The 15,335-nt window shown below is 37.3% G+C and carries 12 protein-coding genes; all 12 read right to left on the bottom strand.

The annotated features are described in order from the left end of the window. Window positions 1-25 precede the first annotated feature (25 nt). Window positions 26-3,316, bottom strand: a complete 3,291-nt coding sequence (locus I6J03_RS09500) for a SusC/RagA family TonB-linked outer membrane protein (RefSeq protein ID WP_003013130.1) — start codon at window positions 3,314-3,316, stop codon at window positions 26-28. A gap of 819 nt (window positions 3,317-4,135) precedes the next feature. Further along, window positions 4,136-5,371: an FtsX-like permease family protein gene (locus tag I6J03_RS09505; RefSeq protein WP_003013128.1), complete on the bottom strand. Its 1,236-nt coding sequence runs from the start codon at window positions 5,369-5,371 to the stop codon at window positions 4,136-4,138. Between the two features lie 15 nt (window positions 5,372-5,386). Beyond that, on the bottom strand, window positions 5,387-6,028 hold the full coding sequence (locus I6J03_RS09510; RefSeq protein WP_003013126.1) for an MBL fold metallo-hydrolase: 642 nt from the start codon (window positions 6,026-6,028) through the stop codon (window positions 5,387-5,389). Window positions 6,029-6,046: 18 nt separating this feature from the next. Beyond that, window positions 6,047-6,631, bottom strand: a complete 585-nt coding sequence (gene gldD, locus I6J03_RS09515; RefSeq protein WP_003013124.1) for a gliding motility lipoprotein GldD — start codon at window positions 6,629-6,631, stop codon at window positions 6,047-6,049. Continuing rightward, window positions 6,631-7,377, bottom strand: coding sequence for a shikimate dehydrogenase family protein (locus tag I6J03_RS09520; protein WP_003013122.1), 747 nt, complete (start codon window positions 7,375-7,377; stop codon window positions 6,631-6,633). Before I6J03_RS09520 ends, gldD begins: the two co-directional genes overlap by 1 nt. A 5-nt stretch (window positions 7,378-7,382) precedes the next feature. Beyond that, window positions 7,383-8,786: a tetratricopeptide repeat protein gene (locus I6J03_RS09525; protein ID WP_003013119.1), complete on the bottom strand. Its 1,404-nt coding sequence runs from the start codon at window positions 8,784-8,786 to the stop codon at window positions 7,383-7,385. Between the two features lie 212 nt (window positions 8,787-8,998). Beyond that, a complete protein-coding gene (locus I6J03_RS09530; RefSeq protein WP_003013116.1) occupies window positions 8,999-10,381 on the bottom strand; it encodes an OmpA family protein in 1,383 nt (460 codons plus the stop codon). Window positions 10,382-10,630: 249 nt separating this feature from the next. After that, a complete protein-coding gene (locus tag I6J03_RS09535) occupies window positions 10,631-11,641 on the bottom strand; it encodes an inorganic phosphate transporter (RefSeq protein WP_003013114.1) in 1,011 nt (336 codons plus the stop codon). Window positions 11,642-11,676: 35 nt separating this feature from the next. Continuing rightward, window positions 11,677-12,324, bottom strand: coding sequence for a DUF47 domain-containing protein (locus I6J03_RS09540; protein ID WP_003013112.1), 648 nt, complete (start codon window positions 12,322-12,324; stop codon window positions 11,677-11,679). A gap of 102 nt (window positions 12,325-12,426) precedes the next feature. Continuing rightward, window positions 12,427-13,458 (bottom strand): sensor histidine kinase, encoded by a 1,032-nt coding sequence (locus I6J03_RS09545; RefSeq protein WP_003013110.1) that lies wholly within the window; start codon window positions 13,456-13,458, stop codon window positions 12,427-12,429. A gap of 59 nt (window positions 13,459-13,517) precedes the next feature. After that, window positions 13,518-14,171: a phosphatidylserine decarboxylase family protein gene (locus I6J03_RS09550; RefSeq protein WP_003013107.1), complete on the bottom strand. Its 654-nt coding sequence runs from the start codon at window positions 14,169-14,171 to the stop codon at window positions 13,518-13,520. Window positions 14,172-14,217: 46 nt separating this feature from the next. Then, window positions 14,218-15,330, bottom strand: coding sequence for a toxin-antitoxin system YwqK family antitoxin (locus I6J03_RS09555; RefSeq protein ID WP_003013104.1), 1,113 nt, complete (start codon window positions 15,328-15,330; stop codon window positions 14,218-14,220). Window positions 15,331-15,335: the final 5 nt, after the last annotated feature.

Raw genomic sequence — 15,335 nt, forward strand, 5'->3', positions numbered from 1 at the left:
ATTTAATTTGTTTGTTATAAAACTCTTACAATTTGACATTGAGTCCTAATCCGAAACTTCGTGTTCTTGGAACTCCGAATTGTTCAATTCCCTGTGCATTTCCAGCGCTGAAAACGGATTCAGGATCAACATTTGGGGTCTTTTTGTAAAGAATAAGTAGATTCCTGGCAACAAGAGATACAGATATCTCTCGTACTGCAGGCAATCTTTTTATTGCAGGTAGTTTATATCCGACAACTAACTGTCTTAACTTTATAAAGCTGGCATCATAGACAAACATGGATGAAATATTTCTCATGCCATCATAATAGGTTCGTAAATTTTCCGGAGCTATAGTCATATCAATTGGGTTTCCGTTTATATCTACACCTTTTATCGGTAATCCGTTTTCCCGTCCTTCTAAAGTAAGTTTTGTAAGACCCATTCTGGTTCCGTATAAGTCTGTCCCGGAGAATAGACTGCCTCCGAATTTTCCGTCAATTAAGAATCCAAGAGTAAGTGACTTGTATTTAAAGTCATTACTCAGCCCGATTCCCAGAGGATGTACTCCTAGACCGAGTTCTTCCAAAGGTCCTCTTGCAATAGTCGCAGAACCCCCACTTACATTGTAAACGATATTTCCCTTACCGTCTGTAAGAGGTCTGTAACCTTTGATAACGCTGTAAGGTCTGCCAACGTCACTAGCTATTATTGCATAGCCATTTACTGAAGTTGCCATAGAAATAGAGTTTAACTGGTCGGTAAGAGCCTCTACTGTATTCTTGTTATAAGAGCCATTTAGAGTGACGTCCCATGAGAAATTCCCAGATCTATAAATCTTTCCATTTATTAGGAGTTCTATTCCTCTGTTTCTCATTTTTCCAATATTAAGTAGAGAGGTGGTTGCTCCTGATGAATTTGAAATCGTTGTCTCTACAATATCATTCGTCGTAGACCGGTCATACCATGCGAAATCAATATTCAACCGGTTTCTGAAAAAACCTAAGTCCGTTCCCGCTTCAAAGGTTGTAGATGTCAATGGACTTAAAGTCGCATTCGGTACCCTATAGTTGGTGTATCCCTGAAGTTGCTGTCCGTTATGTCCACCCTGTGATAAGATAAAGGAAGGGTGTAATGCATAAGGATCCGGTGTCGCTCCACCAACCTGTGCCCAAGAACTCCTGAGCTTAGCATACGAAATCCAGTTCGGCATTTTGAAAATATCTGATATTATTAAACTGGTTCCGATGGATGGATAGAAAACAGAATTATTTTTAGGGGAAAGTGTAGAGAACCAATCCTGACGGCCGGTAAAATTTAAAAAAAATACATTTTTGTAATCCAAATCTAAAGCACCATATACGGAATTGGTTTTTGTCTTCCCGTATGGGTAGGTGTAGCTTACAGTTGAAAGATTAGTTAAAGAATAAACATCGTCCAGAATAAACCCGGATCCTTCTATTCGGGTTTCATCTCTAAGTGTTGAACGAGAGTTTATTCCTAACATGGCATTCAGTGAAATGTTTTCTAAGATATTTTTTTTTGTATAGTTAAGAATCGCTTCTGAATTAAGAGTAGACAGTATCATTTTTGAACTTTGCAAGTAACCTATAGGGTTATTCAGCGTTGTTTTAGGGATATACCCCGTAAAGTTGTAGTTGCTGTAGTCCTGACCCACACGGCCAACTAAAAACAAATCTGGTGTAAAATTTAATTTCACATTCAACATTCCGATAAACCGATTCTTGGTGTCGTTATTTTTTATTTTATTAATAACATATTGCGGATTGGTCGCTATAGGAACAGGGTTCCATGCCATTTCTATTCCGTTTGCATCGTATCCGGGAGCCAGATTTCTTATATCTACCGTATTGGCAATCATATAAGCTCCCCAGTTAGGATTCGCTTCGGCATCGGACACCGTAGGCCTGTTGTTAGACTTTTCGATATTGTACTGTGCGACAATGCCAAATTTCAGCCAGTCTGTTAAGTTAACATCATTAGCAATGTTGATTGTCTTTCTATTAAAGTTCGCATTTGGAACAACACTTCGGTTATTCATATCGGAAAGAGAAAGGCGTCCAGTAGCTTTTTCGGTACCACCTGATAAAGCAACGGAGTTCGTAAAAGTGTTTCCGGCTCTGTAGAAATTTCTGATATTATCTTTTTGCGGACTATATGGTCTTTTGACTCCATCAAATTGAATCACATCGCTTCCATCTATTTTAGCCCCCCATGACCAGCGCCCCATACTTACTGCATCGGATTGGGTGAGTGGCTTTTTTCCTTTGTCTCCGGCTCCGTATTCATATTGCCAATCCGGTACAATTGCAACGCTTTCACTTGTGTAAGAAGAGCTGTAATCAATTCCGATGCCTTTTTGTGGGGTGCCTCTCTTCGTATGAATAAGAATTACACCATTTGCAGCATTGGCTCCATACAAAGCTGCTGCTGTGCCGCCTTTCAGAACAGTTATACTTTCGATATCCTCAGGATTAATGACTGTTGTACCATCTCCCCGGTCTACATTTATCCGGGGCAGATTTGCTCCGTTGCCTATAACAGGAAGATTGAGCTGAGTATTATCAATTGGCAAGTCGTTTATTACATACATGGGCTGATTATTGCCATTAAGGGAGCCATTTCCTCTTATCACCACCCTACTTGACCCATTAGGACCAGTGGCTGTACTACTAACATTTACTCCGGCAATTTTACCGGTCAGCGCATTAGCCACATTTGTTTCTTTCGCTTTATCAAATTGATCTCCTTTAAGTTCAGTCATTGCATAAGTTACAGATTTACCCACTTTTTTGACTCCCAGTGCTGTAATTACCACCTGATCTAATTGATTTTCTTCATCTTTTAGTATTATCGTAAGTTTAGATTGAGCATCTAGAATGTGAACTTCTTTTCTGATATAACCGACTGATGAAAATACGAGTACATCGCCTTCTTCTGCATCTATTGTAAATTTTCCTTCTGCATCTGTTGAAGTACTAATTCCCGTTCTTTTGTTGGAAATAGAAACTCCCTGTATCTGAATGCCAGTTGTATCAGTTACGATGCCGTTTATTTTCGTAATGATCTGCTGGTTTTCTGTCTTTTTTATGTTTTTGAGATAAAAATTTTCTTCATTGCAATTTGAGGAGTTATGAGAGAGTGGAGAAGATTTTAGAGGGATGACTTCAAATGATCTGTCCGCAGGAGAGCGAATTTCGGCATTTGCCTGTGTAAATAGCATAATTAGTATCATGATGGTTTGTATCATCATAAGTAATGTTTTGTAGTGTTTCCGATTGGTAACACCAATCGGATTGGTATATTTAGTATACATGTAATTGGATTTGATAGTATTAAATGACCCTACGCAAGTGCATAATGTGTCTTATGGTTAAATTTGGTGATTTCAGAAAGAGTTAGGATATAGGTGCAATCTGATCAGTATAATTTCGGTTTACGGATTTGTTTTATTAAGCATTCAAGTAAATGTATTTTTCATAATATTTAATTTTGAGGTTGTTTTAGTTTGATTTGATCAAATGTATTAATTAGATTTCTTTTATGTCTTTATGAATTAATATTTGTTATTGATTATAAGGGAATAAAACTGAATATGTCATTTGAGAAAACTAAAAATTTTTTTGGTTTATTCCGTTAATGTAGTAATAATTATTTAACCATCAAAACAATATTGTGTATTTTATGGCTTTTTGTTTTGATTTCCCCTCTCTTTTTTGCTCTTTTTTTTCTTTAAAGACTTTCTTTGAAGGCTATTGGTAAAGGTTTTTAATCAAATGTTAGTTTAAATAGAAGGCGGTGTTAAAAAGTGTAGGAGTGTATCGGAAATTATATGAAACATGTATCTCATTCCGATTCGGATGTTTAAATAAAATATATAGATTTTTGAAGTATTGAGGTCAGACCTGTTCAGATGAAATCTGCTAATTTAAGGTCACAACTTTAAAGGTACCCTTCGGTTATTGCGTCCGAAATGGATTTTTGTAATAAAAATATCTTTTATATTTCGGGATAAGTAGAAGTAGAGTGGGGAGAGATGAACATTTACAAGCCGGGTAGCTTATCGTTCGATGAACTCTGTTGTGATAATCGAAACGTGAAATTAGATTTTTTTGTGAGATAAAAATGTCTGCTTTTACTCACCGCTTTCTGCTTTGAGATCTCCTATTGCTTTCACACTTAAAAGTGATGATAAGTATGATATAAGTACAGAAGCTAATAATACAGTTAAAAAGACCAGCAGGAAGTCACTGAGCCTTATATCTACCGGGTAAGCATCAATTATACTATTATTGCCTTCACCGGTACGGATGAATCCAAAAGTATCCTGCAAAAAGCAAAAGACATATCCTATAATAATACCACTTACACTCCCGATAAGGGCAATCAGCATTCCTTCATTATAAAAGATGCGTTGTATCAGGGTGTTTTCAGCTCCCAGACTTTTCAAAATAATCATATCCTGACGTTTGTCAATGACCAGCATGGTCATAGATCCGATAATATTGAATATGGCAATGATACCGATAAAAGTAAGAATAAAGAATACTGCCCATTTTTCCGTGCTGACGGTTTTATAAAGTGTTGGGTTTTGTTCTTCACGATTTAAGACTTTAAAATCTTTCCCGAGTTTGTCTTGTATCTGTTTTTCGATTTCTGCAAGCTTTTCGGGCTGTCTGGTGTACATTTCTATCGCAGATACCTTATCATACTCGCCGAGTGCATCTCTGGCAAAGTCAATAGGAGTGATCACCAGATCGTCAAATCCTTGCTGATATTTGAGTACTCCTCTCGGACTGATTCCCCTTTGTATAATATCATCTGCAGGATTAACAGCATTAGTAGATCCTTTCCTGGGAGAATTGATCAGCATTGTATTTCTCAGACCAACTATAGGTATTTGTAAATTTGCCTGGACATTTGCACCGATAATGGCGTAGCTGACATCCTCTTTGAAAATTTCAAATTCTCCAGCATAAAGCATGCTGTCAGAAGCATGTTGATGGAGACTATTTGGTTCTATACCTTTCAGTTTGCCAATAAACTGATGATTGCCAAACTGTAAAAGGGCTTTCTCTTCAAGAACTTCACTGTAACTTTTGATATCCTTGCTTTTGCGGAGCTCTTCAAAGAGTTGGTTTTTCGTAGAGAAAAGCTTGCCTTCTGCAGGTTCAATACGAAGTTCCGGAGAAAATGTGCTGAACATCGAGAGAATAAGCTTTTCCATTCCATTATAAAAAGATAATACGATAACCAGTGCTGCACTACTAACCAACACACCTATAACACTAATCATCGAAATAATGTTAATAGCATTAACCGATTTTTTAGAGAACAGGTATCGTTTGGCAAAAAAGTAGGACAGATTCATGGTTTGGACTTTCTTTTATGCTCTTATAAAAGGATTGGTTCTTTTCTCTTCTCCAATAGTGGTTGAAGGTCCATGCCCTGGATATACGATGACATCTTCCGGTAGGGTGTAGAGCTTTTCCTGAATACTTTTTAGTAATTGATTATGATTTCCTCCAGGTAAATCTGTTCTTCCGATACTACCTCTAAAAAGCGCATCTCCCCCTATTATAAATTTTTGGGATTCATGATAGAAACATAAGTGTGCAGGTGAATGGCCGGGAACGAATATCAGTTTCAAGACATTGTCTCCAAAGCTGACAGTACCTTCTTCAGGTAAAAAATGTTCTCCAATAGGAGAAATATCATAACGTATGCCCATTTGCGGGGCATAATTCTGTACTTCTATCAGTAATGGAAGTTCTCCTTCATGAAACTGAGGTAAAAGACCAAAGTGCTCATGTACAAATTTATTGCCTAATACATGATCAATATGACAGTGGGTATTCAGCAGTAAAACAGGATTTAGCTTATGCTCTTCAATAAATGATAAGAAAAGATCTTCTTCTGCTTTCCCATACATTCCGGGATCAATGATCACACAGAAGCCTTTATCATCATAAAGTACGTACGTGTTTTCCTGATAGGGATTGCAGACAAATTGCTTTAAATGTACCATAGTCTTCAAAAATACGATTTATTTCCAATGTATTGTTTGGATGATACGTTCAATATCCGCATTAATAAAATCTAAAACCGGTTGTATGGAATCGAGGTGCGGTTTTTCATTGAAATATAACGCTCCTCTTAAATAATGATGTGTACTGTCGGATACAAAAAACTGATCATTGGATGCTGTATTTCCCCTGATAAGGTATTGTACACCAAATATACGGCGATCTTCCTTATTGATTCTTTTTTGTTCTATTGCGGTAGCTTTGACGGTATGATTGAAAGCAAATGTTCGTGCATCTTCGCTTAACTGCTGAAAAGAGACATTTTTATTGATGTCAAAATAACTGAGGTGAAGACGCGCATTGAATTGAGGGAAATCGAGATTCAACCAACAGGGTTTGGCATCTTTTTCCCGATCCTTTTCCAATGTAGCATAGGCAGGTATTTCGAAATCGAAAGGACAGCCTGTCTGCGTCATCTTATACTTTTTATCCGGAAATTCAATTCTGAAATAACCTCTTGGCTTCGGGGAATAGTCTTCCTGACAGGCTGTAAATATAGCACTGAATGAAAAGGCGAATAACAAATATAAAACAAAAGTCCTCATTATGCTTCGTTCCAGATAACCCAGTTTCTCTCAGCCTGAAGTAAAAGCATTTCATATCCGTTTTTGATTTCGGCACCTTGTTCCAGTCCCTTTTTCAGAAATAAAGTGACTTCGGGATTGTATACCAGATCATAGAGTAAGTGCTCTTTTGAAATACTCTCATAAGGGATATCCGGGCAAGTATCTACATTCGGATAAGTTCCCAAGGGTGAACAGTTGATAATGAGAGTATGCTCTTTTATAATTGCACCATTCAGTTGCGGGTAGGTAAGATTGGTATCTGTTTTTGTCCGGCTTACAAACTGATAAGGGATACCTAATTTCTTCAGAGAGAAAACAACTGCCTGTGCAGCGCCACCGTTGCCCAGAATAAGTGCTTTGTTATGATGAGGTTTGAGTAAGGGCTTCAGTGATTCTTCAAAACCGAATGCATCTGTATTAAATCCCTTCAGATGATATCCTTCTCCATTTTTTTTGATCTGGATACAATTTACAGCATTCATTTGCTGTGCTTCCGGAGATAATTCATGCAGAAAAGGAATAATTGTTTGTTTGTGAGGTATGGTGACATTTACGCCATAAAGACCATCAGTTTCCTGATAGAGATCAGGAAACTGATGAATGTCTTCTAACGGATATAAGTTATAATCAATGCCCTGGATGTGTTCTTTTTCAAATTTTTCTAAATAGTACTTTTTGGAAAAGGAATGACCTAGCGGAAATCCAATGAGCCCTAATTTTTTCATGTTCGTTATAAAGCGTATTTTTTTATGATATCAACAATAATTTTGTTTCCCTGCAATTGAGGCAGGTATTCAAAAATAATATAGTGCTTCTGCGGATCTGTAGCGAGTCCTAATTCCAGGAAGTTTAACGCTTCATTATACTGACCGTTTGCAAATAAATAAGCAACCATTCGGTAGTACAGTTCTGCCGCTTCCGGATTGTTGTTGATCGCATCTGCTATAGTATCTATTGCTTCTACAAATTTGTTTTGCTCAAAGTAGATAGATGAAAAGTCTAACCATGCTTCAACATCTGTGGGGTTAAGCTCGACTACCTTTGCATATGCCTTTTCAGCTTCATCCAGTTGTTTTAACTTATAGCGCGCATCCGCAATGGCAAACCAGTAATCCGGATTCTGCCCGTCTATGTCCAGTGCTTTTTTGTAAAAATGAAGCGATTCGAAATAGCGTTCTTCAAAATCTAACGTTACGCCTATACCAAACCAGGCATCACCCATATTACTGTCCAGCTTTACTGCTTTTTTGTAATATTGGCGGGCTTCGTCCATCTGCTCTAATTTTTCATAACACTCTCCAATGGCACAATATGTTTCAGCACTCGGAGGTTCATACTCGAAAGTATGTTTATATACCTCTATGGCCTCCTTGAAGCAATCCAGATTAACCAGTGCATTACCTTTGTTGAAGTAGGCTGAAGAGAAGTTCTCTTTTATTAAAATGGCATAGTCGTATGCATCTATAGCTTCTCTGTACTGACTTAGTTTATGGTAAGCATTACCCAGATTGTACCATGCGGCATAAGAATAGGGGTCATTGTCAATATACTGCAGGTAAAAATCGACGCTTTCTTCCTGTTTATCCAGTACATCATAACAGAATGCCAGTTCATATAGAGCATCCTGATTTTCCATATTCAGTTCCAAAGATTTTCGCAGGTAATATACTGCTTTCTCATAATCTCCCTGCGCCTGATATAACCCGCTTATCTGATAAAATACCTCATCTTTACTATCTGTCAGTTCGAGTGCTTTCTGTAAGTTTTGATGCGCTTCCTCAAAGTTATTCAGAGACCCGAGTATACTTCCTTTTATAAGGTAAATATCTCCTTCCGAAGGTTCCAGAAGTTCCGCTTTATCCAGTGATGCCAATGCATTGTGAAACTGATTTGTCGCAGCAAAGAGCTGTGCTTGTTTCAAAAAGAAATTGGTTTCAAAGGGGTGCTGGTTGATTGCATAGTCGACAACCTGTAGGGCTTTTATAGGATCATTCTTATCCATATAATAGTCGATGATTCCCTCAAAAGCCTTCGTGTCAAAGAAATATTGATCTTCATTTCTGATCATTTCTTCATAGCGGTCAACCGAAAACTTTTGTTCTTCAGGAGAACCAAATTCGAATTCTTCTTCCATCGTATTCCTTTCTATTTAGAAATCATAATCCCATTCACTAATCTTAAAAGAAAAATAAGACTTTTTGTTGAATATATGATGTATATGTTTTCCACATTTTATGGAAATAATAGTACAAAGGTACAATAAATAAAGTAAATGTGTTTAAAACACAAAAGCCTTCCCGAATTTCGGGAAGGCTTTGTATGTTAAATTATTCGGATTAAGAATAATTATTTTTTGATCTCAACACGACGGTTTTGGATACGACCTTCTTCAGTTGCATTAGATGCTACTGGGTTAGCCTCTCCGTAACCGTTAGCTGTAACTTTAGCAGCAGTAACACCAGCGTTTACTAAGTATTGTTTAACTGCGTTAGCACGGTCTTTAGAAAGAGTCATGTTGTAAGCTTCAGTACCTTCTGCAGATGCATAACCATCTAAAGTTACTGATGAATTGTTATCACGCAATTCTTTAGCTAATCTGTCTAAAGTAGAGTAAGATTCAGTTTTCAATACAGAGCTATCGAATTCGAATTGGATGCTACCGTACTGACCTGTAGAAGCAGTGATGTTGTTAACAACTGGCTCTGGGAATTTGATTGGACATCCTGAACCATCAACTACTGTTCCAGCAGGAGTGTTAGGGCATTTGTCAAATTTATCAGATACACCGTCACCGTCAGAATCTTTACCTAACTGATCAACAGTTCCTTCTAAAGTAGATACACGTTGTTTCAAAGCTTCAACTTCGTTTTTCAATGAAGGATCTTTCAACTCATCGTATAATGTAGCAACTGGGTTAGCAAAAGTCAAGTTTTGTTTGTCTCTTGAACCTAAAGTGAATTCTAAACCACCGTATACGTTAGAGAATTTACCTTTGTAGTCAACTCTACCCGGACCGTATAACAAGTTGTCATCAGTGAAGTTCATTGTGTAACCTAAGTTCAAGGCAACAACTTCAGATAATTTGAATTTAACACCAACACCAACTGGTACGAAAGCGCCTAATTTGTTATCTCTGTCGCCTGTGTTAGTTCTGTCACCAAAGATTTCTTCACCCCATTTACCTTTGTTGTTGTAAACTTCAGCACCAGTGAAATCGTTGTTAGCATACTGGATAGGGTTTGAAGCCATTACTCCTAAACCTACTTTAGCGTAGAAATTAACTGCATTTTCTCTTCTCAAGAAGTCGATAGTACCCAATTGGAATACACCGTTTAAGCTAGCAGCCCAGTTTACATCAACTTGTGCAGATCTTGCTCCGTTTGCAGTTTCAGCCTTAGGACCAGATACATCATGATTGTAAGTTTTGATCTTACCTCTGTTACCTTCTAATTCTAAACCGAACAGGTGAGAGAATTGTTTACGAACAGTTAATCCGTAGTACTCACCAACTTTATTTTGGAAAAGACCTACTTTTTGACCGAATGCATTAGATCCACCTACAAGTACGTTAGGAGTAGTAATACCACCTTGTACACCGATAGACCAAGTTCTGTATTGTGATCTTCCGCCAAATACTGTTGGTTGTTGCGCTTGAGCAACTTCAGCGTAACCTAGAGCGGCTACTAATGAAGCAGCGATAGCTGTTTTTTTAATTGTAGAATAGTTCATACTCTTGTTTTTAAGGTTATTAAAATTTTAATTGTTTTCTTTAACTTTATTTAACACTAACAATCTAAACAATAACTGTACCAAAAATTTAAAATGCTTTAAAAGATTTAAATCTTCATTACTTGATTACCTTCAGATTTTCAATTTAGCGTGTAAATGTACCTATTTTGAACTTTATACACAAATTTTTTAATATTGAATTCATCGAATTACAATAAAACGGACATAATTGTAGTCTTTTAACTACGATTATAAAATATAATGGATGATTGCCAACGTGATCCCACCCAATAGTGCTGAAACCGGTATAGTCAGGATCCAGGCCCAAAGAAGGCTGATCGTTACCCCCCATCTTACTGCTGAAACTCTTTTCACAATTCCGACACCGATAATAGATCCGGTAATTGTATGTGTAGTAGAAGCCGGGATTCCGAAATGTTCGGTGATACCCAATGTTACTGCTCCGGCTGTTTCGGCACTTACACCTTCCAGTGGAGTTACTTTGGTAATCTTGGTTCCCATAGTTTTTACGATTTTCCATCCACCGCTCATTGTTCCGGCAGAAATAGCTGCGTAACAGGTCAATGGTATCCATTCGGGCATATGACTGGTGTTCTCAATATAACCTCCTGCCACCATCGCCACAAGGATAATACCCATTACTTTTTGTGCATCATTACCTCCATGAGCAAAACTCAATGCTGCAGAAGAGATCAGTTGCAAAAATTTAAACCATTTTTCTGCTACACTTGGTCTACTTTTCTTCGCCAGATTGATAATGATCAGTGTAATAATGACAGATATTATCATCCCTATGACTGGGGCGAGTACAATGAAAGAAATAATTTTTAATGTCGCATCAATATTGATGGCGTGGATGGGGTCGCCTCCCATAATATAGGCATAAGCCATTCCTGATCCTGCAAACCCGCCTATAAGTGTATGCGAGGAGCTTGAAGGGATACCATAATACCAGGTAAATAAATTCCATCCGATAGCCGCGACCAGGCCGGCGAATATCACTTCCAGCGTAATGTATTCTTCAATAACTGTTTTGGCTACGGTATTGGCTACTTTATGGTCAGTAAAATAAAAGTAGGCTGCAAAATTGAATATTGCTGCCCATAGTACAGCCATAAATGGCGTTAATACTTTTGTCGAAACTACTGTAGCAATAGAATTGGCTGCATCATGGAAACCATTGATATAGTCAAAAGCAATTGCTAAAATAATAACAACAACTAATAAGGTTGAAATCATTGTGAAATTGTTAAAACTTAAATCCTAAATTGGATTTACGCATTCTTAACTAAAATACTTTCTAATACATTTGCGACATCTTCGCATTTATCTGTAGCATCTTCCATTGCAGATAGTACTTCTTTATATTTGATAAGCGTGATTGCGTCTTTCTCATATTCAAAAAGATCAGCCACCGCTTTATCAAAAATATAATCTGCCTTGTTTTCAACACTGTTTATTCTTACACATGAATCTGTGATATTGCGAATGTTTTTCAGATCTCTTAGTTCATATATTGCTTTTGCAACGTGTTCTGTTGCTTCCAGGATCAATTCAGTAATTTCGATCATTGGCTGACTTGGTTCCAGAACTTTGTATAGTTCCATACGGTTAGATGCTCCGTGAATAAAGTCGGCAACATCATCCAGTGAGCTTGCTAATGCGTGGATATCTTCTCTATCGAATGGTGTGATAAAGTTTTTACCCAGTTCTAAATGGATCTGATGGGTAATGCTATCTCCCTTGTGCTCTAAATCCTCGATTTTTTTGGTGATCTCTTTGCGGGTTTCAAGATTTGTTGAGTTGACATTTTCTTTCAACAATTTGGCCATCTCGATCAGATTGCTTCCTGCTTGTTCGAATAGCGGGAAAAATTTTTTGTCCTTTGGAACAAAATAACTGAAAATACTATTTAACGACATATGTTAATATATAATTTATGCAAAGATATAAAGCCAATGTTAAGTTAGTGTTAATTTTGACCTTACTTAATATTGACTGGCATTCATTGTCAATGAGATGGCCTAGTTTTTGGATTTTTCTAATGTAAATCCAAATGTTGTTCCTATTCCCTCCGTACTTCTTACATTTACATTCTGCTGGTGTGCTTCAACAATATGTTTTACAATAGCTAATCCCAGACCTGACCCGCCTATTCCTCTGGAACGGCTTTTATCTGTTCTGTAGAAGCGTTCAAATACTCGTGGCAGATTTTTTTCTTCTATACCTTGCCCGTCATCCGTTACTTCCACCAAAACTTGTTCGAATAATGGGAATATACGTATATCGGTACTTCCTCCTGTTTTGCCGTATTTAATAGAATTGTCGATCAAATTGGTTAGTACTTGTTGAATTTTCTTCCGGTCTGCTTTTACAAAAGTCACATTTTGATACTTTTGTTTGAATACAATATCAATTTTTTGTGATTTGGCTTTATCATCCAGATTTTCTATCGTTTCCTTTATCAGTTCGGAGAGGTCAAATTTTTCAATATTCAGCGAAATTCTTCCGGATTCGAGCTTTGAAATTTCGTCCAGATCATGAATCAAATAGCTGAGACGATCAAGATTTTTAGAAGCTTTATCCAGAAAGCCTTTTGCCATTTCAGGATCTTCTTCTATCAGTCCGTCCTGTAAAGTTTCAATGTATCCCTGGATGGCGAATAAAGGTGTTTTGAATTCATGGGATATGTTAGAAAGAAACTCTCTGCGGAATTTTTCCTGACTTCTAAGCTTATCTATTTCTGATTTTTTCTCTTTGGCCCAGTCTCGTACCTCGCGTTCAGCATCTGTGATGGGGTCATCACTGACGTATTCTCCCAAAGCATCTTTGAGGTCCTTTCCTAATTTGAGATTATGTATAAGCTTATAGATGGTGTTGATGCGGCGATAGATATATTTTTCAAAGAGAAAATAAAATACCACAAAACTCACAATAAGGGAAATGCCAAAAATGATGAAAGCGGCTTTAATATCGTGCTGATAATAAAAGCTGACAATAGAAATCGATAATCCCACAGCTGCGGCATTAATCAGTACTAACAGTTTAAAATTCATAAAAAAAGCTTCGAAATACTTTCGAAGCCTAAGATAAGTAATGCTTTATTAAATCTATGTTAAAATCTTCCGATTATGGTTTTTCCGCCTACGACCTTGTCTTCCAGTTTGACATCGATCCTGGTTCCTAGCGGAAGGAATAAGTCTACACGTGAACCGAACTTGATAAAACCAAATTCATTTCCCTGTGTTACAGTATCATTTTCTTTTACATACCAGACAATACGGCGGGCCAATGCTCCTGCAATTTGGCGGAAAAGTACTTCCTGACCTGACTTGGACTGCACTACAACTGTGGTGCGCTCATTATCTGTAGAGGATTTCGGGTGCCATGCAACCAAAAATTTTCCGGGATGATATTTGAAATATTTTACAATACCACTTATAGGGTTGCGATTAGAGTGTACGTTGACAGGTGACATAAATACAGATACCTGAATACGTCTGTCTTTAAAATATTCTGTCTCTTCCGTTTCTTCTATAACGACTACTTTTCCGTCTGCGGGACAAAGAATCACACCATCATCAATTGTTATTTTGCGGATAGGGCTTCTGAAAAACTGTACAATCGTAATAAACAGAAATGCTGAAACTATATAAATGATCCACTTGACAACAGTAGGAGCGTCATAATAATCAGCAAGGGCATTCGCAATGAAAATAATCAAAACGACAATTGCCAAACTTGTATAACCTTCTTTGTGAAATTTCATTATCAAAAATATTGTGCAAATATAGTATAATCTTCAAAAAGGAGAACTATTCTTCTGCAGGACGTTTAATGGATATGGAATGTACATCTATTTCTCCCACGTCATTTACCTCTAACCGACCGGAAACCACGATGGTATCATTTACGGGAAGATTGTTTTTCAACGAAGGGAAATAATACGGAATTACCTCTATTATAGCCGCTAATATGTTTTGTGTTTTAGCATCCTCTATCATTTTTGTAAATGTGATTCGGGATGGTTTTCCTGCTTCAGATAATTTAGCCGTGTACTCAAAATTTCCGGGAACTATTTTAAATGTCAGCTTTACTACATCAAATGACTTTTCAATTTTTTCACTCAGGTAGTTTGTGAAATTGCTGTAGTCGTCAAAATTGCACCTTTTGAACACTAAGTATTCGGCTCTTACAAAATATTCTACCGGTAACACCGGAAAATCAGATTGGGAATAACTATCTTCTGTAAAATAGTTGTCTCCTCGTTTAAAGACACCACCTGAAAAGTATTCATCTGCTGCAAGGACACTATTATTCTTTTCATCTACGAAATAGACTTCCCATCTATCAGCAGGTACACCACTTTTTACTCTTCCCCTTCTTCGGAGCATCGGATAGCCATACTCGGAATACCCTTCAAAAGGAATAGTGAAATCATACAATCCTTCCCCATCTTTAACGATCTGTTTACCTTTTCTATCCCATTGCGACATGATACGGACTCCTTGCTCATAATTTAATACCATCATGGGCCGGCCATCCGGATAATAGAATTTCCAGTCATTAACAGGTTGTCCATCTGCAAAAGTCGCTTCCCACTTGACTTTGCCATTAGGGTGATAAGCGATAAACGGACCTGTTTTTACACCATTGGAATGACTTCCTGTTAAAATAACATGTCCTGTAGGACCAAAATCCTTAAAATTGCCTTCAAAAGTATTGGTCTCTTTGTTAAATCCGGTTACTCGTTCTATAGATTTAAACGGACAGTTTTTTTCTGCCAGGTAATAGTAATTGTCAAAGTAAAAGCGCATCAGACTATCTGTTACTTTTTCAAAATAGACTAATCTAGTTTCCTGCGCCTCTATTGAAAAGAGCAGAAATGCAAATACACTTAGCAAACAGATTTTTTTGAAATTAATCATAACAC

Source organism: Sphingobacterium spiritivorum (assembly GCF_016724845.1).
Taxonomy (GTDB): domain Bacteria; phylum Bacteroidota; class Bacteroidia; order Sphingobacteriales; family Sphingobacteriaceae; genus Sphingobacterium; species Sphingobacterium spiritivorum_A.

Coding starts and splice junctions, on each gene's coding strand:
- I6J03_RS09500 (WP_003013130.1), bottom strand. CDS start 3,316: ATGTATACTAAATATACCAATCCGATTGGTGTTACCAATCGGAAACAC.
- I6J03_RS09505 (WP_003013128.1), bottom strand. CDS start 5,371: ATGAATCTGTCCTACTTTTTTGCCAAACGATACCTGTTCTCTAAAAAA.
- I6J03_RS09510 (WP_003013126.1), bottom strand. CDS start 6,028: ATGGTACATTTAAAGCAATTTGTCTGCAATCCCTATCAGGAAAACACG.
- gldD (WP_003013124.1), bottom strand. CDS start 6,631: ATGAGGACTTTTGTTTTATATTTGTTATTCGCCTTTTCATTCAGTGCT.
- I6J03_RS09520 (WP_003013122.1), bottom strand. CDS start 7,377: ATGAAAAAATTAGGGCTCATTGGATTTCCGCTAGGTCATTCCTTTTCC.
- I6J03_RS09525 (WP_003013119.1), bottom strand. CDS start 8,786: ATGGAAGAAGAATTCGAATTTGGTTCTCCTGAAGAACAAAAGTTTTCG.
- I6J03_RS09530 (WP_003013116.1), bottom strand. CDS start 10,381: ATGAACTATTCTACAATTAAAAAAACAGCTATCGCTGCTTCATTAGTA.
- I6J03_RS09535 (WP_003013114.1), bottom strand. CDS start 11,641: ATGATTTCAACCTTATTAGTTGTTGTTATTATTTTAGCAATTGCTTTT.
- I6J03_RS09540 (WP_003013112.1), bottom strand. CDS start 12,324: ATGTCGTTAAATAGTATTTTCAGTTATTTTGTTCCAAAGGACAAAAAA.
- I6J03_RS09545 (WP_003013110.1), bottom strand. CDS start 13,458: ATGAATTTTAAACTGTTAGTACTGATTAATGCCGCAGCTGTGGGATTA.
- I6J03_RS09550 (WP_003013107.1), bottom strand. CDS start 14,171: ATGAAATTTCACAAAGAAGGTTATACAAGTTTGGCAATTGTCGTTTTG.
- I6J03_RS09555 (WP_003013104.1), bottom strand. CDS start 15,330: ATGATTAATTTCAAAAAAATCTGTTTGCTAAGTGTATTTGCATTTCTG.